General features: G+C 66.4%; 16 protein-coding genes. 11 read left to right on the forward strand and 5 right to left on the reverse strand.

Annotation, left to right across the window (positions count from 1 at the left end):
• Positions 1 to 78: 78 nt before the first annotated feature.
• The 5 genes from QRM60_RS16295 to QRM60_RS16315 all read right to left on the reverse strand — a co-directional run bounded on the left by QRM60_RS16295 (position 79) and on the right by QRM60_RS16315 (position 4,312).
• Positions 79 to 378 (reverse strand): hypothetical protein, encoded by a 300-nt coding sequence (locus tag QRM60_RS16295; protein WP_115556790.1) that lies wholly within the window; start codon positions 376 to 378, stop codon positions 79 to 81.
• Positions 379 to 596: 218 nt separating this feature from the next.
• Entirely contained in the window at positions 597 to 1,052 is a 456-nt protein-coding gene (locus tag QRM60_RS16300; RefSeq protein WP_011038585.1) for a nucleoside deaminase, read from the reverse strand.
• On the reverse strand, positions 1,049 to 1,549 hold the full coding sequence (locus QRM60_RS16305) for a GNAT family N-acetyltransferase (RefSeq protein WP_285446614.1): 501 nt from the start codon (positions 1,547 to 1,549) through the stop codon (positions 1,049 to 1,051). The genes QRM60_RS16300 and QRM60_RS16305 overlap by 4 nt, the downstream gene beginning before the upstream one ends.
• 25 nt (positions 1,550 to 1,574) lie before the next feature.
• Positions 1,575 to 2,666, reverse strand: a complete 1,092-nt coding sequence (locus QRM60_RS16310) for an HlyD family secretion protein (RefSeq protein WP_103700274.1) — start codon at positions 2,664 to 2,666, stop codon at positions 1,575 to 1,577.
• Entirely contained in the window at positions 2,663 to 4,312 is a 1,650-nt protein-coding gene (locus tag QRM60_RS16315; RefSeq protein ID WP_285446615.1) for an MFS transporter, read from the reverse strand. Before QRM60_RS16315 ends, QRM60_RS16310 begins: the two co-directional genes overlap by 4 nt.
• An 87-nt stretch (positions 4,313 to 4,399) precedes the next feature.
• Between QRM60_RS16315 and ubiE the strand changes: the two genes are divergently transcribed.
• The 11 genes from ubiE to QRM60_RS16370 all read left to right on the forward strand — a co-directional run bounded on the left by ubiE (position 4,400) and on the right by QRM60_RS16370 (position 19,875).
• Entirely contained in the window at positions 4,400 to 5,161 is a 762-nt protein-coding gene (gene ubiE, locus QRM60_RS16320; protein ID WP_014509029.1) for a bifunctional demethylmenaquinone methyltransferase/2-methoxy-6-polyprenyl-1,4-benzoquinol methylase UbiE, read from the forward strand.
• A 190-nt stretch (positions 5,162 to 5,351) separates the two neighbouring features.
• A complete protein-coding gene (locus QRM60_RS16325; RefSeq protein WP_042597111.1) occupies positions 5,352 to 6,242 on the forward strand; it encodes a GGDEF domain-containing protein in 891 nt (296 codons plus the stop codon).
• Positions 6,243 to 6,316: 74 nt separating this feature from the next.
• Positions 6,317 to 8,266, forward strand: coding sequence for a M1 family metallopeptidase (locus tag QRM60_RS16330; protein WP_193725544.1), 1,950 nt, complete (start codon positions 6,317 to 6,319; stop codon positions 8,264 to 8,266).
• A gap of 416 nt (positions 8,267 to 8,682) precedes the next feature.
• Positions 8,683 to 9,402, forward strand: coding sequence for a hypothetical protein (locus tag QRM60_RS16335; RefSeq protein WP_285446616.1), 720 nt, complete (start codon positions 8,683 to 8,685; stop codon positions 9,400 to 9,402).
• A gap of 3 nt (positions 9,403 to 9,405) precedes the next feature.
• A complete protein-coding gene (locus QRM60_RS16340) occupies positions 9,406 to 10,029 on the forward strand; it encodes an HAD family hydrolase (protein WP_285446617.1) in 624 nt (207 codons plus the stop codon).
• 827 nt (positions 10,030 to 10,856) lie between these two features.
• The gene (locus tag QRM60_RS16345) at positions 10,857 to 12,875 is read left to right on the forward strand and encodes a methanol/ethanol family PQQ-dependent dehydrogenase (RefSeq protein WP_343237657.1); all 2,019 of its coding nucleotides are present in this window, start codon (positions 10,857 to 10,859) and stop codon (positions 12,873 to 12,875) included.
• Positions 12,872 to 14,629 carry a quinoprotein dehydrogenase-associated putative ABC transporter substrate-binding protein gene (locus QRM60_RS16350; RefSeq protein ID WP_343237658.1) on the forward strand — a complete coding sequence of 586 codons (1,758 nt, stop codon included), beginning with the start codon at positions 12,872 to 12,874 and terminating at the stop codon, positions 14,627 to 14,629. The genes QRM60_RS16345 and QRM60_RS16350 overlap by 4 nt, the downstream gene beginning before the upstream one ends.
• Before the next feature lie 25 nt (positions 14,630 to 14,654).
• Positions 14,655 to 15,296 carry a c-type cytochrome gene (locus tag QRM60_RS16355; protein ID WP_285446618.1) on the forward strand — a complete coding sequence of 214 codons (642 nt, stop codon included), beginning with the start codon at positions 14,655 to 14,657 and terminating at the stop codon, positions 15,294 to 15,296.
• Entirely contained in the window at positions 15,293 to 16,339 is a 1,047-nt protein-coding gene (locus QRM60_RS16360; protein WP_285446619.1) for a beta-propeller fold lactonase family protein, read from the forward strand. Before QRM60_RS16355 ends, QRM60_RS16360 begins: the two co-directional genes overlap by 4 nt.
• Positions 16,340 to 16,373: 34 nt before the next feature.
• A complete protein-coding gene (locus tag QRM60_RS16365; protein WP_040940624.1) occupies positions 16,374 to 17,480 on the forward strand; it encodes an S-(hydroxymethyl)glutathione dehydrogenase/class III alcohol dehydrogenase in 1,107 nt (368 codons plus the stop codon).
• 10 nt (positions 17,481 to 17,490) lie between these two features.
• Entirely contained in the window at positions 17,491 to 19,875 is a 2,385-nt protein-coding gene (locus QRM60_RS16370) for a TonB-dependent receptor (protein WP_285446620.1), read from the forward strand.
• Positions 19,876 to 20,005 lie beyond the last annotated feature (130 nt).

Below are 20,005 nucleotides of genomic sequence, written 5' to 3' on the forward strand. Positions count from 1 at the left end.
CGCGCACATTAATCTGCTCACGGCCGGCTCCAGCGCAGCGCCGTTCGCTGCCGTCAGTCGGCTCTCGCGGTGAAACAATCAGCGCAGGCTGTCTCTATAGCGCTGGATCAGCAATGCGCCCAGCTGCACATGCGCGTGCAGTGCGCGGTCGGAAGCCACGTGCGGCAGGGTGTTCTCACCCTGGCGCGCGGTCTGCGCGGCCGCGTCGCTCTCTGTCAGGTCACTTGCTTCCAATGCCGGCAAGGCGTCTTTCGCCAGCGGCACGCCGTGCGCCCGCCCGCCGTCCACCGCGGCCAGATGCCGCATTGCCGGCGCCCGCTCCAACGCAAACGGCTGCGCCGCAGCGCCATTCGCCACCACTACATCCACTGCTGCCATCGACGCCTTCCCCCTGTGTGAAGCGCGAGCGTAGCGCTGGGCATGTCAACGCGCGTTGACAGGCCGGGGCAGGGCATTGGCGAGCTTCACCTGCTGCGAAGATCCTGACCGGCCAGACGTTTTTACACAGGAGTTGCTGGCCGCCTGGCACATCCAGTTACGGCGCAAACGCACCATGGCGCTGCAACGACAAACGCCAGCGCCACCACAGCACGTCCTCAGTCTTCGCCAATATCCTCGTTCCACACATCCGGATTGGCGGCGATGTAACCACCGAGCAGGTCCATGCACTCCTGGCTGTGCAGGTCGATCACGTTGACACCATGCTCGCGCAGCCAGTCGATGCCGCCCTGGAAGGTGACCGATTCGCCCACCACCACGGTGCCGATATTGAACTGCCGCACCAGCCCGCTGCAGTACCAGCACGGCGCCAGCGTGGTGACCATGATGGTGTCCTGGTAGCGGCGTTGGCGGCCGGCCTTGCGGAATGCATCGGTCTCGCCGTGCACGGAAGGGTCGTTCTCCTGCACGCGGCGGTTATGGCCGCAGCCAAGCAAACGTCCGTCGCTGTGGTACAACGCGGCCCCGATCGGGATGCCGCCCTCGGCCAGGCCCTGGCGGGCTTCGGCGATGGCGGTGTCGAGCAGCGCGCGGTAGTCGGGTGTGGTGATCATGCAAGCTCCTGAGTGGCTGCGTCGGCGCGACGCAGCATGTCGATATGCGGAATGCCGTCTTCGAGATACGGCGCAGAGGTGGGCGCAAAACCATGCGCGGCGTAGACGTGCTGCAGGTGCGTTTGCGCACCCAGTTGCACGGCACGGCCGGGCCACTGTGCCTGCACCAGGCTCAGGCCTTCGCGCAGCAAGACGTGGGCCAGCCCATGGCCGCGGTGTGCGGCAGCGATGACGACGCGGCCGATGCTGGGTTCGGGATAGCTCAGCCCGGGCGGCAGCACGCGCAGGTATGCGGCCAGCGCGCCGTCATCCGTGGTGCCGAGCAGGTGCAGCACTTCGGCGTGGGTGTCCTTGCCGTCCAGCTCCGGGTACGCGCAGTGCTGCTCGACCACGAACACATCGGTGCGTAGCCGCAGCACTGCGTAGAGCTGGGGCGTGTCCAGCTCGGCAAAGCGCAGTGCGCGCCAGTGCACAGGAAAGGGGGCCAAAACAGTCATCGCCGCATCATAACGGCTGCGTTGCTTACTCGGCGCGCTGGGCGGTGTCGATGGCCACCACCACCGACATGCCCGGACGCAGCCGCGCGGCCTGCGGCTGGCCGGGATCGACGCTGATGCGCAGCGGAATGCGCTGGGCAATCTTGACGAAGTTGCCGGTGGCGTTGTCTGCGGGTAACACGCTGAATTCGGAGCCGGCCGCTGGCGAGATCTCCTGCACGCGGCCCTGCAGGCGCGCATTGGCCAGCGCATCCACGGTGAAGCTGGCGCGCTGGCCCACACGCACGTTGGCCATTTGGGTTTCCTTGAAGTTGGCCACCACCCACAAGGTGTCCGGCACCAAGGCCATCAACTGCGTGCCGTTGGTGACATAGGCGCCCTGGCGCACGCCGAGCTGACCCAGCTGGCCGTCGCGCGGCGCCAGGATGCGCGTGTTGTCCAGGTTGATCTGCGCCAGCTGCACGGCTGCCTGCGCATTGGCCACCGCCGCTTCCAGCGCTGCACGATTGACGGTGACACTGCGCGCGTTCTCTTCGGCGGCCTGCACTGCGGCGCGCGCCTGTGCCACGCCGGCGTCGGCCTGCGCGCGCGCGGCAAATGCGGTGTCGCGGTCCTGCTCGGACACCAGTTTCTGGTTGGCCAGTTGCTGCGCGCGTGCATACGCCGAGCGCGTGCGATCGCGCTGGGCCTGGTTGCTGCTCAGGGTGGCGCGTTGCTCGGCGATAGTGGCCTCGGCGCTGTGGCGCTGCTGTTCCCAGTTGGCCAAGTTGGCCTGCGCGGTCTGCAGTTGCGCCTTGGCCTGTTCCAGCTGCTGCGCATAGATGCGGTCGTCGATCTTTGCCAGCAGCTGGCCGCGCCGCACATGCGCGAAATCCTGCACCGGCACCTGCGTGACATAGCCACTGACCTGTGGCGCGATCACCGTGACCTGGCCATGCACCATCGCGTTTTCGGTGCGCTCCACCGCGCTGGTGAACGGCGGCAGCCGCCACGCATACAGCACCAACGCCACGCCGATCAGCGCAAGCCCGCCGAACCCGAGCACGCCATACAGACGGCGGCGACGGCGGCGCCGTCTCTGTTCGGCGGTTGGAGCGGTGTCGGCAGGTGTATTCATGGGCGTGCAGTCGGAATAGAAGGAGAGGGGGCAACCGGCGGCCGCAGATAACGGCGCCACACCAGCACGGAGAGAATCCACAACCCGGTGGCAATGGCAATGCAGCCGATCAACAGGAACACATCGTTATAGGCCAGTACGTTGGCTTCGCGGGTGGCCACCGTGCCCAGTGCACGCAGGCCTTGCGCCTGGCGCAGCGCTGGGTCGCCGATCGAACGCCCGTACACGCTGGCATAGGCCTGCACGCGCGCGGCCACCTGTGGGTCGGTGAGTACCAGGTGCTCGACCAATTGGCTGGAGTGATATTTCTCGCGCACCACCTGCAGCGTGCCCAGCAGCGCGCTGCCGAGCAGGCCGCCCATGTTCTGCGCCATGCCGAACAACACGATGAAACTGATCAGGTTGCGCGGCTGGGTGACCACGCGGCCGATGCCGGCCACCATCGCCGGGCCCACGAAGAACGTGCTGCCGAATGCGAGCAGAAACTGGCTGACATACATCTGTTCCGGCCGGGTCAGGCTGGTGGCGCGCGCATCCATGAAGCAGCCGATGCAGATCGCCGCCACTGCGATGATCAGGTGTTCGGCAATGCGCGCCGGATTGATCAGCAAGGCGCTGGCCACCACGCCCACCACCGCGCCCAGCAACATCAGCGCGAACAAGGTCTGCAATTGCGCATTTGCCAACCCCAGCGTCTGGAAGAAGCCGATCGCGCCGGTGCTCTGTTCGGACAGCACCAGGCGGATCAACAGGATTGCCAGGCCCAGGCGCAGCATGTCGGCACTGGCCAGCCAGCGCGTGTTGATCATCGGATTGCGGCGGTTGTGTTCGATCCATGCGGCCGCGCACAGCAGCACGATGGAGGCGGCCAGCACCACGCCCAGCCACGGCGTGCTGGTCCACCACAGCAGCCGGCCCAGCGAGAGCACCGCAGCCAACCCCGCCGCGCCGGCAGCGAACAGGCTGAAGGTGAGGAAGTCCAGCGGCTCGAACACGCGGTACCGGTCGCTCGGCGGCAGCTTGAGCGCCAGCACGCAAGCCAGCGCAAACACCGCGAGGCCGAATTCGAACAGGTACAGCCCCTGCCATTCGCCAAATTCCAGCAGGTCGGTGGAAAACACCCGCGCCAGCGGCAGTGCCAGCTGGGTGAGCCCCAGCCCGGTCACCACCGCCTTGAGCCGGTATTTGGCCGGGAACGCCTGGATCACGTAGTACAGCCCCAGCGAGCTGAGCGCCGCACCCACCAGCCCGTGGGCAGCGCGCACGGTGATGGCCGAACTCAGGCTGTGCACGAACAGGTGCGCGAAGGCGATCACCGCATACAGCGCCAGGAAGATCTCGGTGAACCGACGCAGCCCGAACTGCTGGCGGAACTTCACCAGCAGCAGATTGGCCGACATGTTGGTCATGACGTAGGCGGCCGGCAGCCAGGCCATTTCGGTGGCGTACGCCCCCAGCGTGCCTTGCAGATAGGGCAGGTTGGCGGTGACCAGCGCATTGCTCAGCCCACCGGTCAGCGCCACCACTACGCCGACCAGGCCGTACTGGATGCGTCGCCGGGTCGGGTGCAGCGGCGTGGAGGCCGACCCAGGCAGGGTGGGCTTCTCATGGGGCTGCCAGTCGCGCTGAACATACTTGTCGCGCACCAAGTGCTCGCTGGGGCCGTCGCAGGAAGAGCCGCGATTGTGGTCCCGTTGCGGTCATGGTGGCGTCAGCAGTGCGATAATCCGCCCATGAGCGAATCTCCCTATACCTCCGGCACCACCCATTTCGGCTTTCGCGATGTCGCTGCCAAGGACAAGCAGAAGCTGGTCGGCGAAGTGTTCACCTCGGTCGCGCGCAACTACGACCTGATGAACGATCTGATGAGCCTGGGCATCCACCGTGCGTGGAAGCGTTACTTCGTGGCCACCGCGCAGGTGAAGCCGGGTGACCGCGTGCTGGACCTGGCTGGCGGCACCGGCGACATCGCCGTGCTGCTCAAGGAGCGCGTGGGCAATGAAGGCGCGGTGGTGCTGGGCGATATCAACGCCGGCATGCTCTCGGTGGGCCGCGACCGCCTGACCAACCGCGGCCTGGTGGCCGGCTTCGACTACGTGCAATGCAATGCCGAAGCGCTGCCGTTCCCGGATCAGAGCTTCGACCTGGTGACGATTTCCTTCGGCTTGCGCAACGTCACCGACAAGGATGCCGCGCTGCGCGAGATGTACCGCGTGTTGAAGGTGGGTGGGCAGGCACGCGTGCTCGAATTTTCCGAAGTCACCGCCGACTGGTTCAAGCCGATCTACGACTTCCATTCGTTCAAGATCCTGCCCAAGCTGGGCCAGCTGTTCGCGCGCGATGCCGACAGTTACCAGTACCTGGCCGAGAGCATCCGCAAGCACCCGCCGCAGGATTCGCTCAAGGGCATGATGGGCGAAGCCGGCTTCGCGCGGTGCCACTACAAGAATCTCACCGGTGGCATCGTGGCCATCCACTCCGGCTACAAGATCTGATGCACCGACCGGCGCGTGCCAGCGCGCCGGTGTCGCTCCACTGCACTCCTCGCTGCATGCACGCTTGGGTTCGCTTGCGCGCGTGAATCGACGCAGTTGCGCGCGCTCACCGACGGAATTTTGAGACACCCGTCGCGTTGGCTCCACAAACCGTCGGCGACACTAGGCGTTCTTTTTGCCGGAGACATGGATGCGCTTGTACGCCGGGCTGTCGCGCCTGTTTCCCCGCTCCTTCAGCGCCAAGCTGTTGGCGGTGACGTTCGTCGGCATCCATCTGCCTCTGTTGTTGCTGATCGCTTGGCTGGCCGCGCAAAGCGAGCTGGACGGGCGGCCGCTGTGGTCGGTGGTGATCGTGGCCTTGCTGGCCACGCTGGCTGGCACTGCATTGACGCTCTCGGCGCTGTATCGCTTGCTGGCGCCGCTGCGCATCGCCGCCGATGCGCTGGATGCGTACTACGCCGATCAACGCTTGCCCACGCTGCCCGAGCACGGCGATGACGAACTGGGCCGCCTGTTGCGCGGCATCAACCGCAGCCTGCGCGGCATCGACGCGGGCATGCGCGATCTCAAGCGGCACGCGCTGTTCGACCCGCTTACCGAAGCCCTGAATCGCCGCGGTTGCGAGCAGGCCATGCGCGATTCGGTGACCGCCGCGCAACGCGAAGGCTGGCCGTTCGTGCTGTTCGTGCTGGACATGGACAACCTCAAGCCGATCAACGACCGCTTCGGCCACCTGGCCGGCGACCGCGTGCTGGTGCGCCTGGTCGAATCGGCCTACGGCTGGCTGGGTGCGCAGGACTGGATCGGCCGCTGGGGCGGCGACGAATTCCTGATCGGCGTGCATGCCTCCGAAGACGAAGCCACGCTCAAGCTCAATCAGTGGCTGTCGATGCTGGAGCGCGAAGATGCCGAAGAGGCGCCGCTGCACGTGAGCGCCGGCAGTGCGGTGTGCGAGGTGGGGATCGACGCCACCGAGCTGTATCGGCGTGCGGATGCGGCGATGTACCGCGCCAAGTTCTCCGGTGGCCGGCGGCTGGTGCGCGACGGCCACGACGCCCCGCGCAGCCATCCGGTGGTGTGATCGGCCCGCTGCGGCACGGGCAGCGGCCGGGCGAGGGCGCTAAAATGACCAATTCCTTTGCTGTGGTGCCGTCGATGCGCTTCCCGTTCCTGTCGCTGTCCCTGGCCGTGTCCATTGCATTGGCCGGCTGTTCCAACGAATCCACGCCGCCGGCGTCCACTGCCGCCGCCCCGGCCGCCACCGCCAAGGCTCCCGTGAAAGCAGACGCCCGCAACCACGACGAAAGCTCCTACGCCCAGCCGCAGCTGGTGGTCATCAAGGACCTGGCGCTGGACCTGAAGCTGGATTTCGACGCCAAGCAGATCGGCGGCACCGCCACCTACACGCTGGACTGGAAGGACAAGGCCGCCAAGCAGCTGGTGCTGGATACGCGCGAGCTCAGCATCGCCCAGGTGCAGGCCGACGATGGCAAGGGCACGCTGTCGCCACTGCAGTTCGCGCTGGCGCCGGCCGACAAGACCTTCGGCAGCAAGCTCACCATCGAAACCCCCAACCAGCCGGCCAAGGTCGTCATCACCTACCACACCGCGCCCACCGCATCGGGCCTGCAGTGGTTGGAGCCGGCGATGACCGAAGGCAAGCAACTGCCTTTCATGTTCAGCCAGTCGCAGGCAATCCATGCGCGCAGCTGGGTGCCGCTGCAGGACACCCCGAGCGTGCGCTTCACCTATAGCGCGCACGTGACCTCGCGCCCGGACGTGATGGTGCTGATGAGCGCCGACAACGACCCCAAGGCCGCACGCGACGGTGACTACAGCTTCAAGATGCCCGAGCCGATTCCCTCGTATCTGCTGGCGATCGCTGCCGGCGACGTGGTGTTCAAGCCGATCTCCACGCGCTCGGGCGTGTGGGCCGAGCCGAGCATGGCCGACAAGGCCGCCAAGGAATTCGAAGACACCGAGAAGATGATCGGTGCCGCCGAAAAACTCTACGGCCCGTATCGCTGGGGCCGTTACGACATGCTGGTGCTGCCGCCGTCGTTCCCGTTCGGTGGCATGGAGAACCCGCGCCTGACCTTCGCCACGCCGACGGTGATCGTGGGCGACAAGTCGCTGGTGTCGCTGGTGGCGCACGAGCTGGCGCATAGCTGGTCGGGCAACCTGGTGACCAATGCGAGCTGGAAGGACATCTGGCTCAACGAGGGGTTCACCACCTACGTGCAGGGCCGCATTACCGAAGCGCTGTACGGCAACGAGATGGCCGAGATGGAGCGCGAGATCGACCAGGGCGACCTGCTGGCCGAAGTGAAGGGCATGGCGCCTGCCGACCAGGCCCTGGCGCTGCCGCCGCTGGCCGAGCGCGACCCGGATGAAGCGCTGAGCCAGGTGGCCTACGTCAAGGGCGCGTGGTTCCTGCAGTTCCTGGAACAGCGCTTCGGGCGCGAGGTGTTCGACCCGTTCCTGCGTGGCTGGTTCGATGACCATGCGTTCCAGAGTGCAACCACCGACCAGTTCGTCGACTATCTCAACAAGAACCTGCTGGCCAAGCATCCCAACACGGTGAGCGCCGCCGAAGTGGACGCCTGGTTGAAGCAGCCGGGCATCCCGGCATTTGCGGCCAAGGCGCGCTCGCGCAGTTTCTCGATCGTGGACACCGCGCGCATCGCCTGGAGCGGCAGCGGCACCTTGCCGAGCAAGCAGGTCACCGGCGAGTGGGGCACGCAGGAATGGGTGCATTTCCTCAGCGGCATGGGCGCTACCTTGAAGCCGGAACAGCTCAAGCAGCTGGACGATGCTTACCACTTCACCGGCACGCCCAACGGCGAGATCGCAATGCGCTGGTATCCGCTGGCGATCCGCAGCGGCTACACCGATGCACGCCCGGCCGCGGGCGAGTTCATCGAACGCGTGGGCCGTCGCAAGCTGGTGCTGCCGATCTATGCCGAGCTGCTGAAGACCCCGGACGGCATCGCCTTCGCCGAGCAGGCCTTCGAAAAGGCCAAGCCGAGCTATCACCCGATCACCACCGCCTCGGTGGCCGAGATGATCGCCAAGGCCAAGGCTGCGCCGCCAGCGCAGCCGTAATGGTCAAGTCCAAGGCCGCGCGACCAGCGCAGCCGTAATGGCCGGGGAGGGCGATGCCTACGCCCTCCCGTTGTTTCATCGGTCTCGCGCGTGCGCAATCGCCATCGTAGGAGCGCGCTCGCGCGCGATGAGGCATTCCCGGTAAAGCCCGTCGCGCACAAGTGCGCTCCTACGAAAAGCGTGGGCTCTTGCGCAGGCAATACCGCACCCTCAAACGCTCCACGCTCCGTAGGAGCGCGCTTGCGCGCGATGAGGCGTTCCCGGTAAAGCCCGATCGCGCACAAGTGCGCTCCTACGGTGCTTGGTCGCCCCGTGTGATCGCGGGTGCTGCCGTCACCGCGATACGCCCATGCCCTTGATCAATTCCATCGGGGCAGGCTGGTATCGTTGCCATTGAATTTGCCCTGGAGTCGACGATGAAATATCTGTTGAGTGCGGCCCTGTGCGTCGCGGCGCTGAGTGGCTGCACCGATCGCGAGGCGCAACGCCAGGCGCAGGCGGCCGCGCAGGCGCAGGCCAAGGCACACGAGGCCGATGCATTGGCCAAGCAGTACGACGCAGCGGTGCAGGCACAGAACTGGGACATGGCGCGCGCGCATGGCGCGGCCCTGCTGGAAGGCTACGCCGGCACGCCGGCCGCCACCCGCGTGGAAGCCGGCTATGCCGAGATCAAGGCCAAGGGCGAGCAGGCGCGCGAGCTGCGCCGCATGCAGGCGCTGTGGCAGTACTCGCAGGTGCCGGCCAAGGGCGGCACGCAGCGCTCGGCGATGATCGATGCCAAGGAGCGCGTGGACGTGGATGGCAGCGGCCCCAAGCCGGTGAGCCTGGTGTTTCGCGACCATCCACAGTGGAAGCGCCATAGCTATCTCGTGCTCAAGGCCGGCGACTTCAATTGCTACCGCGGCTGCAAGGTACAGGTGTCGGTGGACGGTGGCGCGGCGCGCCCGATGGCCGCACATCGCCCCGACACCGACGAGGCGATCGCCATGTTTATCGACGACGACAAAGCATTATGGAAACTGGTGCGCAGCGCCAAGCGCATCAGCATCGCGTTTCCGGTCAAGGCCGGCGGCACGCGCACAGCCGAGTTCGAGGTGGGGGGGCTGGATACCACCCAACTGCCGGGCTGGAAGTAGCGCATGGATGGCACCGTTCCGGCAGGGGCTGCACCGGCCTTGCGCAGCTGCCGGCATTGGGTGTTCGACATGGACGGCACCCTGACCGAAGCTGTGCACGACTTCGCGCTGATCCGCAAAGAACTGCAGATTCCGCCCGAGGCGGACATCCTGCATCACCTTGCCGCGTTGCCTGCGGCGCAGTCGCAGGCCAAGCATGCTTGGCTGCTGGAGCACGAACGCGCGCTGGCCGAAGGCGCGCGTGCTGCGCCGGGCGCGGTGGCGCTGGTGCGTGCGCTGCAGGCAAGCGGCTGCCGGCTGGGCCTGCTGACGCGCAATGCCCGCGCGCTGGCGCAGGTGACCTTGCAGGCGATCGGGCTGGGCGATGCCTTTGCCTGGGACGACATCGTCGGCCGCGACGAGGCCGCACCCAAGCCCGCCCCGGACGGGTTGCAGTACTTCGAGCGCCGCTGGGCGGTGGAAGGCAGCGCGCTGGTGATGGTGGGCGACCACTGCAATGACCTGGCCTGCGGCCGCGCGGTGGGTGCCTGCACCGTCCTGGTCAACACGCCGGGCGACCCGTGGCCGGGCCTGGCCGATTGGCGCCTGCGCGACTGCGCGCAGCTGCTGGCGCAGTGGCAGGGTTAGCCCCCCGTCTTGCTGGTCGGGCGCGGCAGCTGATGCTGATTCGACGCCTGGACGTCCCGGCTTCGCTGACTAATTCCTAGGGCGACTTTCGGCAAAGAGCTCGTTAGAGATAGATCGTTGCAGTGTCTTCGCCGGCCGTGTCCGGCAGCCGCATGCCCGGGCGATGGCGCAGGAACTGCAGGCCGGCTCGGCGAACAGGCGGCGAAGGTCGTCGATCGACACACTGGCCGGCAATGCGCTGGCGTCGGTCGGCAACGCACCGACCACCCATGTCGCCAGCGGCTGGCGTTGCCCGGCCAGGCTGTCCGTGATGCACCTAGGGCGAAGCACGCCTCGCCGCCGCACCGCTGGCATCGATGTAGCTGTCCGGCGGGGAGGCGCACCTGGCCGACGTTTGGGCGATTGGTTGCTGGACATCGGCGACGCGCCTGGATGTGATCCCGCGCCCGAATGGCAGGCCCACACCATGTAGTGCTGCCAATCCTGCTACGGGCGAGCTCAGTGATCGAAGAAGATGGCAGAAATGGCCGGCACCACGCCCAGCCATAACAGCCAACAGCAAGCCTTCTATAACGAACTGCTCCATCCGTGTCACAGCACGCACGGCGCAAACTGTGCCATATCCGTGACACCTGCGATGGACCAGCCCGCGTCACCAACGTGAAAGCCGCGTCAGCGCGACGTGGTGCAGCGCACCAGTGCGCTGGCATGGGCTTTGCTCTATCTCCCTCGACGTTTCCGACGTCTGCGATGCGATCGGCCGCTGTCACGCCGGCGCCTCGGGATGCTTCAACCAACGGGTTGTTCAATCGAGAGGGGTAGACGCAATGCACCAATCTTCCTGTCGCAGCGCGCGTGGCGGCGTGTTGCTCATGCTTGCACTGAGCGCTGTGCTGGCCGGCTGCAAGAAAGACACGCCGGCCGAACCTGCCGCTCCTGCGCAAACGGCGGCGCCTGCCGCAGCGGCGCCGGCGGCCGCAGTGGTCGATACCGATGGCGAATTCGCCACCAACGCCAGCAACCCGGATAACTGGGGCGGTGTCGGTCGCGACTTTGCCTTGACCCGCCACAGCCCGTTGGCGGAGATCAATCGCGACAACGTCAAGAACCTCAAGATGTCGTGGGAAATGAAGACCGACGCCACGCGCGGCCACGAAGGCCAGCCGCTGGTGATCGGCAGCATCATGTACATGGTCAGCGCGTATCCGAACAACGTGTACGCGATCGACCTGGCATCGCAGGACGACGGCGGCAAGGTGTTGTGGAAATACACCCCGCAGCAGGACGAACGCTCGGTGGCAGTGGCGTGCTGCGACACGGTCAACCGCGGCGCATCGTATGCCGATGGCAAGCTGGTATTCGGCAGCCTGAGTGGCGATGTGATCGCGCTCGATGCCAAGACCGGCAAGGAAGTGTGGAAGCAGAAACTCGGCCACCCCGACAAGGGCGAAACCATCACCATGGCGCCGATCATTGCCGACGGCAAAGTGATCGCCGGCATCAGCGGCAACGAGTTCGGCGTGCTTGGGCGCGTGGCCGCCTACAACCTGGCCGATGGTAAGCAGGCGTGGTCCTGCGATGCCGCTGGCACCGACAAATCCATCTGCCTGGGCGCCGATTTCAACAAGGCCAACCCGCAACATGGGCAGCTCGGCGATCTGGGCGTGAAGACCTTTCCCAACGACGAATGGAAGCGCGGCGGCGGTGCGGCCTGGGGCTGGTACAGCTACGACCCGAAGCTGAAGTTGCTCTACTACGGCACCGGCAACCCGGGGCTGTGGAGCCCTTCGTACCGCTGCGGCAAGACCTCGCACGAGGAATGCAACAACGGCGAGCATGACAACAAGTGGTCGATGACCTTGTTCGCACGCAAGATCGACACCGGCGAAGCGGTGTGGGGCTATCAGAAAACCCCGTTCGACCAGTGGGATTACGACGGTATCAACGAGCCGATCCTGGTCGACCTGACCATCGACGGCAAGGAAGTTCCCTCGGTGGTGCAATTCGATCGCAACGGCTTTGCCTACGTGCTCGATCGCCGCGACGGCACGCTGCTGCGCGCGCACAAGTTCGTGCCGGCCAACTGGGCCGAACGCATCGACATGAAGACCGGCCGCCCGGTGAAGGTGGCTGCGCATTCGCCACTGGAACGCGGCAAGAAAGTGCAGGCGTTCCCGTCGGCAATGGGCGGCAAGGACCAGCAGCCGTGCTCGGTGGATCCGGCCAATTCGGCGGTGTTCTTCTGCGGCACCAACAACTGGCACATGGAGCTTGAGCCGCAGGAACGCGGTAACACCATGATGGGCCTGCCGTATGTGTTCGCCAACGTGATGATGAAGCCCAACGAGCCCGGCGCACTGGGTATCGTCAAGGCGTTCGACGTGGTGGAAGGCAAGTCCAAGTGGGAGATCAAGGAGAAGTTCCCGGTGTGGAGCGGCACCCTGGTCACCGATGGCGGGCTGGTGTTCTACGGCACGCTGGATGGCTGGTTCCGCGCAGTGGACAAGGACACCGGCAAGAAGCTGTGGGAGATGAAGTTGCCCTCCGGCATCATCGGCAACCCGATCGCCTACAAGGCCAATGGTCACCAGTACGTGGCGGTGTTCTCCGGCATCGGCGGCTGGATTGGGTTGCCGGTGGCGGCAGGTCTGGATCCGGCGGATCCGTACGGCGCGTTGGGTGCTGCGGGGCTGGCGTTTGGCGCCGGTTTCGACAAGATCCCGCTCGGCGGCATGGTGCATACCTTCCGCATCGATGGTGCAGGCAAGACCGTGACCGCCAGTGCGACCGCCACGGCGGCCGCAGGTGGCGGCACCGCCAACGCAGCAGCGAAGACCGCACGATGATGCATCTGCAAGGCGTTCGGCACGCACACCGGCAGGTCACTGCCGGCGTGCGTGGCCTCACCCGGCACCTGTGCATGGTGCTGGTGGGGTGCAGCCTCGGACTCGTCGCCGCAGGTTGCACACGCGAGCCGTCCTCACCGACGGCTCGCGCTTCTCATTCCGATGCTGCGCCGGCCACGCCCACTGCGTCGCCGGCGCCAGCGTCCACGCCGCCGCCGCCCGCCGCCGATCCGTCGGTGCTGCGCGTATGCGCGGACCCGGGCAACATGCCGTTGTCCAACAAGGCTGGCGAAGGCTTCCAGAACAAGATTGCGCAGGTCGTGGCCGAGGCCATGGGCCGCCGGCTGGAATACGAATGGCGCACCTATTACCAGCGCGGTCTGGCACGCAGCACCATCAATGCCGGCCGCTGCGATGTGTTGATGGACCTCAACAGCGATTTCGAAATGGGCCTGACCACACGGCCGCTGTATCGCTCGCCCTATGTGCTGGTCACGCGCAAGGGCCTGGACCTGGTGCCCACCTCGCTCGACGACCCGGCCCTGAAAAAACTGCGGCTGGGCGTGTTCCAGAGTTCGCCCGCCCGTCAGGCCTTGTACGAACATGGCGTGTCGGGCGAGGTGCAATACCTGTTCTACGACTCGGCTACCGCGCCGGAAGAACATCCCGGCAAGCTGGTCGAGCGCGTTGCCGCCGGTGAGCTGGATGCGGCCGAATCCTGGGGACCGGTGGCTGGGTACTACGCCGCACGCAACAACCTTGGCATGGTGCCGCTCAACACCATCGACGATGCGGTGCTGGAGTATTCGATGGCCTGGGCCGTGGCGCGCAAGAACGCGGCACTGCGCGATGCGCTGAACACGGCCCTGCAGCAGAGCGCCGGCAAGATCGATGAAATTCTGCGCAGCTATCACGTGCCGCTGGTGCGCTGTGCGGACTGCATCGTGGCTGGCGATCTGGCATCGCATGGGCCGTATGTCACACCCACGTCCGCACCGAAGAGCACCAATGCCGCGACGTCCTCGCAGGAGCTGGCCCAACTGCAGCTACGCATTGCCGATGGCGCAGACCCGAACCAGGAACTGGCCCACGCGCTGGATGCCGGCGATGCGCTGCGTGCAGCGTGGTTGCTACGCCATGGCGCCGATGCCAACCAGCCCAACCTGCTGGGCGAGCCGCCGTTGCACCAGGCCATCCGCAATCAGGAACCGGACCTGGTTGGCCTGCTGATCGACGCCGGCGCACGCCTGGACGCGCGTGATGGCAACGGCTGGACCGCCTTGATGAAGGCCGCCTGGGGCAACGATGCGGACAGCGTGCAACGGCTACTCGCCCGCCGCGCGCCACTGGACACCGTGTCCAGCGATGGCTGGAACGCGCTGGAGCTGGCGGTGTCGTACGCCGACGTCGGAGTGGTGGAGGCCTTGCTGAAAGCCGGCGCCAAGGCACGTGGCGCCAACCGCACCGGATTTACGCCGGTGATGTTTGCAGTACCGCGCGAGGACCCGGCCATTCTGGATGCATTGCTGAAGCACGGCGCCGATGCACGTGGCGCCAACCAGGCCGGCGTCACCGCCTTGATGCTGGCGGCTGCCTCCGGCCGCGAAGCGACGGCCAAGCGCTTGCTGGCCGCCGGTGCCGACCCGGCTGCGCGCAATCGCGACGGTAAGACCGCTGCGACCTTGGCGCAGGAGCGCGGCGATGCGGCATTGGCCGCGCTGCTGGCACCTGGCAAGCGCAGCACCACCCAATAAGTGCGTCATCCACCGCGTGCAAGGGGTGCGCGGTGTTCCCTCCGATTGTCAGAAAGGTTCGTTCATGCGCAAGGTTACTGCCCGTCGTTTCGATCGTTCCCTGCGCGCACCGCTGTGCGCGTTGTTGATCAGTGTGCTGCTGGCCGCCTGCGGCAAGGACGCACCGCCAGCACCCGCCGCCGACACGCCGCCTGCGGCCGGCATACCGGCGCCGGCTGCCGATGTCGCAGCGCCCGCACCGGGCACGCCGGCCGCTGCACCAGCTGCCGGGCCTGCGCCGGACCCGGCCACGCCGCCCGCGCCGCCCGCCGCAGTGGTGCCGATCCCGAAGGGGCCCGAGGTCAAGGTCACGCCCGAGCTCATTGCCGAAGGCAAGAAGATCTATTTCTCCGCCGGCTGCAACGCCTGCCATGGCGGCACCGGCGGCGGTGGCATGTGCCCGCCGCTGACCAACGACATCTGGGTGTACGGCAGCGATGACGACACCTTGCGTGCACTGATCAGCGAGGGCACCGCGGCGATGATCACCCACGGCAAGACCCGCATCGGCCATGAAAAGGTGGTGGGGCAGATGCCGCCGTTCGCACCGGTGCTCAAGCCGGGTGATACCGAAAAACTGCTGGCCTTCATCCACTCCATCAACAAGACCGCGGGCAAGGCGCAATGACGGCAGCGGCCGCGCGGCACCGTTGGGGAATCAGCGCAGGCGTGTTGTGCGCGCTGCTGGCGTTGGCGGGTTGCCAACGCGACAGCGCAGCGCCCGCGGCCATGCCTGCCGCTGCAGCCAGCACCAGCGCGCCGCCCAAGGCGACTGCGCCGGTGCTGGCCTTCGTGCCCAACCAACGCAGCGGCACGGTGTCGGTGATCGACACCGCCAGCGATACGGTGGTGCGTACGCTCAGTGCGCAAGGGGCGCTCGGCAAACGGCTGCAGCAGGTATTGCCCGGCCCGCAAGGGCAGCTGTATCTGATCGATGCCGAGCATCACCGCCTGATCGAACTGGACACCACGCAGGACCGTGTGCTGCGCAGCGTGGAGATCGGCGAGAACGCCGAGGGCATCGCGCTGTCGCCGGACGGCACGCAATTCGCCATCTGCGTGGAAGGCCAGAACCAGGTGATGCTGATCGATGTTGGCCAGTTCAAGGTGCAGCAGGTGATCGCCACGCGCGGCCAGGCACCGGAGCACTGCGCCTACACGCCGGACGGGAAGTGGGTGCTCACCAGCAATGAGGGCTCCAACGACATGGACATGATCGACCTCGCCACGCACAGTTCGCGCGGCGTGGTCGCCACCAGTGGCCACCCCCGTGGCATGGCCTTTGCGCCCGATGGCCACAGCGTGTACATCGCGCAGGAAACCGCCAACGTGGTGGATGTGATCGACCTGCAGACACGCACGCGCCGGGCCAGCATTCCGGCCGGCGTGCGCACCGCCGGGGTGACCTTGTCGGCCGATGGCACGCGCCTGTATGCCTCCAATGGCGGCGCTGGCAGCGTGAGTGTGCTCGACACCCGCACCGGTGCCGGCATTGCCGAAATCGCGGTCGGCCTGCGCCCATGGAATCCGGCGCTGACCCCGGCTGGTGACAAGCTGTACGTGGCCAACGGCCGCTCCAACTCGGTGAGCGTGATCGACACCGCCACGTTGCGTGAGATCAAACAGATCCCTGTCGGCGAATTGCCGTGGGGCGTGGTGATCGCGCGCTGAGCGGCAGCATGCCGATGCGCGCCCGGGAGGCTGGATGAAGACACGCGCCGCGGTGGCCTGGGGCCCGCACCAGCCGCTGAGCATCGAAGAAGTGGACCTGCAGCCGCCACGTCCGGGCGAGGTGCTGGTGCGCCTGGTGGCCACCGGCATCTGCCACGGCGATGCGCATGCGTTGGCGCATGCCCCGGCCAGTAGTTTTCCGGCGATCCTGGGCCAGGAAGGCAGCGGGGTTGTCGAGGAAGTGGGTATCGGCGTGACCAGCGTGCGCGTGGGCGACCACGTGATTCCGCTGTACATGCCCGAATGCGGCGTCTGCAAGTTCTGCCGCTCCGGCCGCACCAATCTGTGCCAGGCGATTCGCAGCAGCCAGGAGCGTGGGCTGATGCCCGATGGCAGCAGCCGCTTCTCGCTGGATGGCCGGCCGATCCTGCATCACATGGGCACCAGCACGTTTTCCGAATACACGGTGCTGCCGGAGATCGCGGTGGCGCGGATCCATCCGGATGCGCCGCTGGATCAGGTCTGCCTGCTCGGCTGCACGGTCACCACCGGCGTGGGCGCGGTGCTCAACAGCATCCACGTGCGCCCTGGCGATTGCGTGGCGGTATTCGGCCTGGGCGGCATCGGTTTGTCGGTGATCCAGGGCGCGGTGCTGGCGCAGGCCGGGCGCATCATCGTGGTGGATATCGACCCAGGCAAATTCGCCTTGGCACGCGCGCTGGGCGCTACCGACTGCCTGGACCCACGCGACTACGGCGCGCCGATCCAGCAGGTGATTGTGGATCTTACCGACGGCGGCGCGGACCACAGTTTCGAATGTATTGGCGATGTCGGTGCAATGCGCGCGGCGCTGGAGTGCTGCCACAAGGGCTGGGGCGAGAGCGTCATCCTCGGCGTCGCCGATGGTGCGCAGGAAATCAGCACGCGGCCGTTTCAGCTGGTCACCGGGCGGGTGTGGCGCGGCAGCGCCTTTGGCGGGGTCAAGGGCCGCAGCGAACTGCCCGGTTATGTGGAGCGGTATCTGCGTGGCGATCTGCAGCTTGCACCGCTGATCACGCGCACGCTGGCATTGGACGACATCAATCAGGCGCTGGCGGATCTGCGTGCGGCGCGCGGCATCAAATCGATCGTGCTTTATTGAGGAGACCAGCATGGCAGCAGGCAAGTGCAGGGCAACGAAAATGCAGCGGAAGACGTTGGCGGGTGCATGCGCGATAGCGCTGCTGGCGGGGCCGGGGATGGGCATCGCGGCCGAGGCGCCGCAGGTGACCTGGCTGGATCGCATCGAAGTGACCGCCACACCGATCCCCGGCACCACCATTGATGCCGCGCAGCTGCCCTACATGGTGCAATCGGCCAACCGCGCCGAACTCTCGCGCGGGCGCAGCAACAACCTGGGCGATCTGCTGCAGCGGCGTTTCGTCGGCGTGGATGGCAATGACGTGCAGGGCAGTGCGTTCCAGAACGATCTCACCTTCCACGGCTTCCGCGCCTCCGCGTTGCCGGGTGCCTCGCAGGGCGTGTCGGTGTATCTGGATGGCGTGCGCTTCAATGAACCCTTCGCCGACATCGTCAGCTGGGACATGCTGCCCGAAGCGGCGATCAATGCGGTCACACTCATGCCCGGTTCCAATCCGTTGTTTGGCCCCAACACGCTCGGCGGTGCGGTGGTGCTCACCACCGCCTCGGGGCTGACCGCGCCCGGCGCACAAGGCGAGCTCAGCATCGGCAGCGGCGCGCGCAAGCGTCTGGATGCCAGCTACGGCATTGCCGGCAACGACGGCTGGCATGGATTTGTTGCGGTCACCGGCTTCGATGAAAACGGCTGGCGCGATGCGTCCGAAGGCCGGCTGGGAACGGTGTTCAGCAAGGTCGGCAAGCAGGGCGAGCAGACCGACTGGAGCCTGTCGGTGCTGCAGGGGCGCAGCCGCCTGATCGGCAACGGCTTGCTGCCGGACACAAGCTACACCGACGACGGCCGCAGGCCGGGCCTGTACCGTGCCGACCGCCGCGCGGTCTATACCTCGCCCGACCTCACCCGCAACCGCAATACCTTGTTCACCGCGCAGCTGGATCACCGCTTCGATGCGGACACCGCGCTGCATGCATTGGCCTACTCGCGGGTGGGCCGGCGTGACACCGTCAATGGCGACATCGGCGAAGACTACGAGGAGTTCGTCGAAGAGTGCGCCTCCGGCTATGCCGCCGACGGCACTGCGCTGGATGCCGATTGCGACGTCGCGCGCGCCGATGCCGATACCTTGCCCACCGGCGCGCTCAACACCACCCAGATGCGCCAGGAAGCGCAGGGCGTGGCGGTGAATGTGAGCAAGCAATGGGGCGCCCATGCGCTCAGCACCGGTGCCACCTTCGATCGCGGCCATGTGCGTTACCAGCAATTCGCCCGCGAGGGCTGGGTGCAGCCAGACCGCTCGGTTGCCGCTGATCAGGATGCCGAACGCGCGTTCTTCTCCGGCGTACGCGGCAGCACCAAGACGCTGGGCGTGTTCGTTGCCGACACCTGGGCGCTGGATGCAGCCACCCATCTCACCGCCGCGGTGCGCTGGAATCACGTCACCGTGGACAACATTCTCTCCACCGCCGAGGACGGCGACCGCCCGCGCGAGCGCTTCGTGTATGCCAAGGCCAATCCATCGCTGGGCCTTACCCATCGCGTGCATGAGGGGCTCACCGTGTATGGCTCGGTCGCGCAGAACAGCCGCGCACCCACCGCCATCGAGCTGGGTTGCGCGGACCCTACCCAACCGTGCCGTCTGCCAACCGGGCTGCAGGCCGACCCGCGGCTGGAGCAGATCATCTCGCGCACCTACGAGCTGGGTGCGCGCTGGGCGCCTTCGCAAGAAAGCAATGTCACCTTGTCGGTGTACCGTGCCGACAACCGCGACGACATCCTGTTCCTGCGCGCACCGGACACCCAACTGGGTTATTTCGACAACGTGGGGCGCACCCGCTATCAGGGCGCCGATGCGGCAATGCGGTTTCAGGCGGGCGCCTGGCAGTGGTCGGCCGGCTACAGCTATCTGGATGCGACCTACCGCAGCGACGGCGAGCTGCTCTCCGGCGAACGCGTGATTACCTTGCGCCCGGGGTTGCGCATTGCCGCACTGCCGCGGCACAACCTCAAGCTCGGGGTTGAATGGCAGGGCGATGCACTGACGCTGGGTGCGGGGTTACGCGCGGTGTCCGGGCGCGTGGCCAGCGGTAACGAAGACGGCCAGGTCGATAACGCCGAAGACGGCGAGCCCGCACCTGAACGTATCGACATCGGCACCGCCGGTTATGCCTTGGTGGATCTGCAGGCGCGCTGGCAACTCAGCGAACGGCTCTCGCTGTTTGCGCGGATCGACAATGTGTTCGACCGCCAGTACGCCACGTATGCCGCAGTGGCTGAAGACGTGTTCCCCGAGGGTGAACTGGCGCGCCCGCAAGATGCGCCAGTAGAAACCGGGCCGGCCCGGTTTCTCGCACCCGGTGTACCGCGGCAGTATCTGATCGGGGTGCGTTGGGCGTTGTGAGTTTGGGGCGGGGATTTGGGATTGGAGATTAGAGATTCATAAGGCGTCAGCACCAGCCGCGCTCGGCGGTGTCTGAGAACCTGTTCACGATCTTCTGAGTAATAGTGCCAAGAAGGCCAAATGGATGAAC

Origin of the sequence: Xanthomonas sp. fls2-241-TYG-148, assembly GCF_030208815.1 — a bacterium.
GTDB lineage: Bacteria > Pseudomonadota > Gammaproteobacteria > Xanthomonadales > Xanthomonadaceae > Xanthomonas > Xanthomonas campestris.

Excerpts from the sequence above, each read along its gene's own strand:
- QRM60_RS16295 (WP_115556790.1), bottom strand. The coding sequence starts at position 378 with ATGGCAGCAGTGGATGTAGTGGTGGCGAATGGCGCTGCGGCGCAGCCG.
- QRM60_RS16300 (WP_011038585.1), bottom strand. The coding sequence starts at position 1,052 with ATGATCACCACACCCGACTACCGCGCGCTGCTCGACACCGCCATCGCC.
- QRM60_RS16305 (WP_285446614.1), bottom strand. The coding sequence starts at position 1,549 with ATGACTGTTTTGGCCCCCTTTCCTGTGCACTGGCGCGCACTGCGCTTT.
- QRM60_RS16310 (WP_103700274.1), bottom strand. The coding sequence starts at position 2,666 with ATGAATACACCTGCCGACACCGCTCCAACCGCCGAACAGAGACGGCGC.
- ubiE (WP_014509029.1), top strand. The coding sequence starts at position 4,400 with ATGAGCGAATCTCCCTATACCTCCGGCACCACCCATTTCGGCTTTCGC.
- QRM60_RS16325 (WP_042597111.1), top strand. The coding sequence starts at position 5,352 with ATGCGCTTGTACGCCGGGCTGTCGCGCCTGTTTCCCCGCTCCTTCAGC.
- QRM60_RS16330 (WP_193725544.1), top strand. The coding sequence starts at position 6,317 with ATGCGCTTCCCGTTCCTGTCGCTGTCCCTGGCCGTGTCCATTGCATTG.
- QRM60_RS16335 (WP_285446616.1), top strand. The coding sequence starts at position 8,683 with ATGAAATATCTGTTGAGTGCGGCCCTGTGCGTCGCGGCGCTGAGTGGC.
- QRM60_RS16340 (WP_285446617.1), top strand. The coding sequence starts at position 9,406 with ATGGATGGCACCGTTCCGGCAGGGGCTGCACCGGCCTTGCGCAGCTGC.
- QRM60_RS16345 (WP_343237657.1), top strand. The coding sequence starts at position 10,857 with ATGCACCAATCTTCCTGTCGCAGCGCGCGTGGCGGCGTGTTGCTCATG.
- QRM60_RS16350 (WP_343237658.1), top strand. The coding sequence starts at position 12,872 with ATGATGCATCTGCAAGGCGTTCGGCACGCACACCGGCAGGTCACTGCC.
- QRM60_RS16360 (WP_285446619.1), top strand. The coding sequence starts at position 15,293 with ATGACGGCAGCGGCCGCGCGGCACCGTTGGGGAATCAGCGCAGGCGTG.
- QRM60_RS16365 (WP_040940624.1), top strand. The coding sequence starts at position 16,374 with ATGAAGACACGCGCCGCGGTGGCCTGGGGCCCGCACCAGCCGCTGAGC.
- QRM60_RS16370 (WP_285446620.1), top strand. The coding sequence starts at position 17,491 with ATGGCAGCAGGCAAGTGCAGGGCAACGAAAATGCAGCGGAAGACGTTG.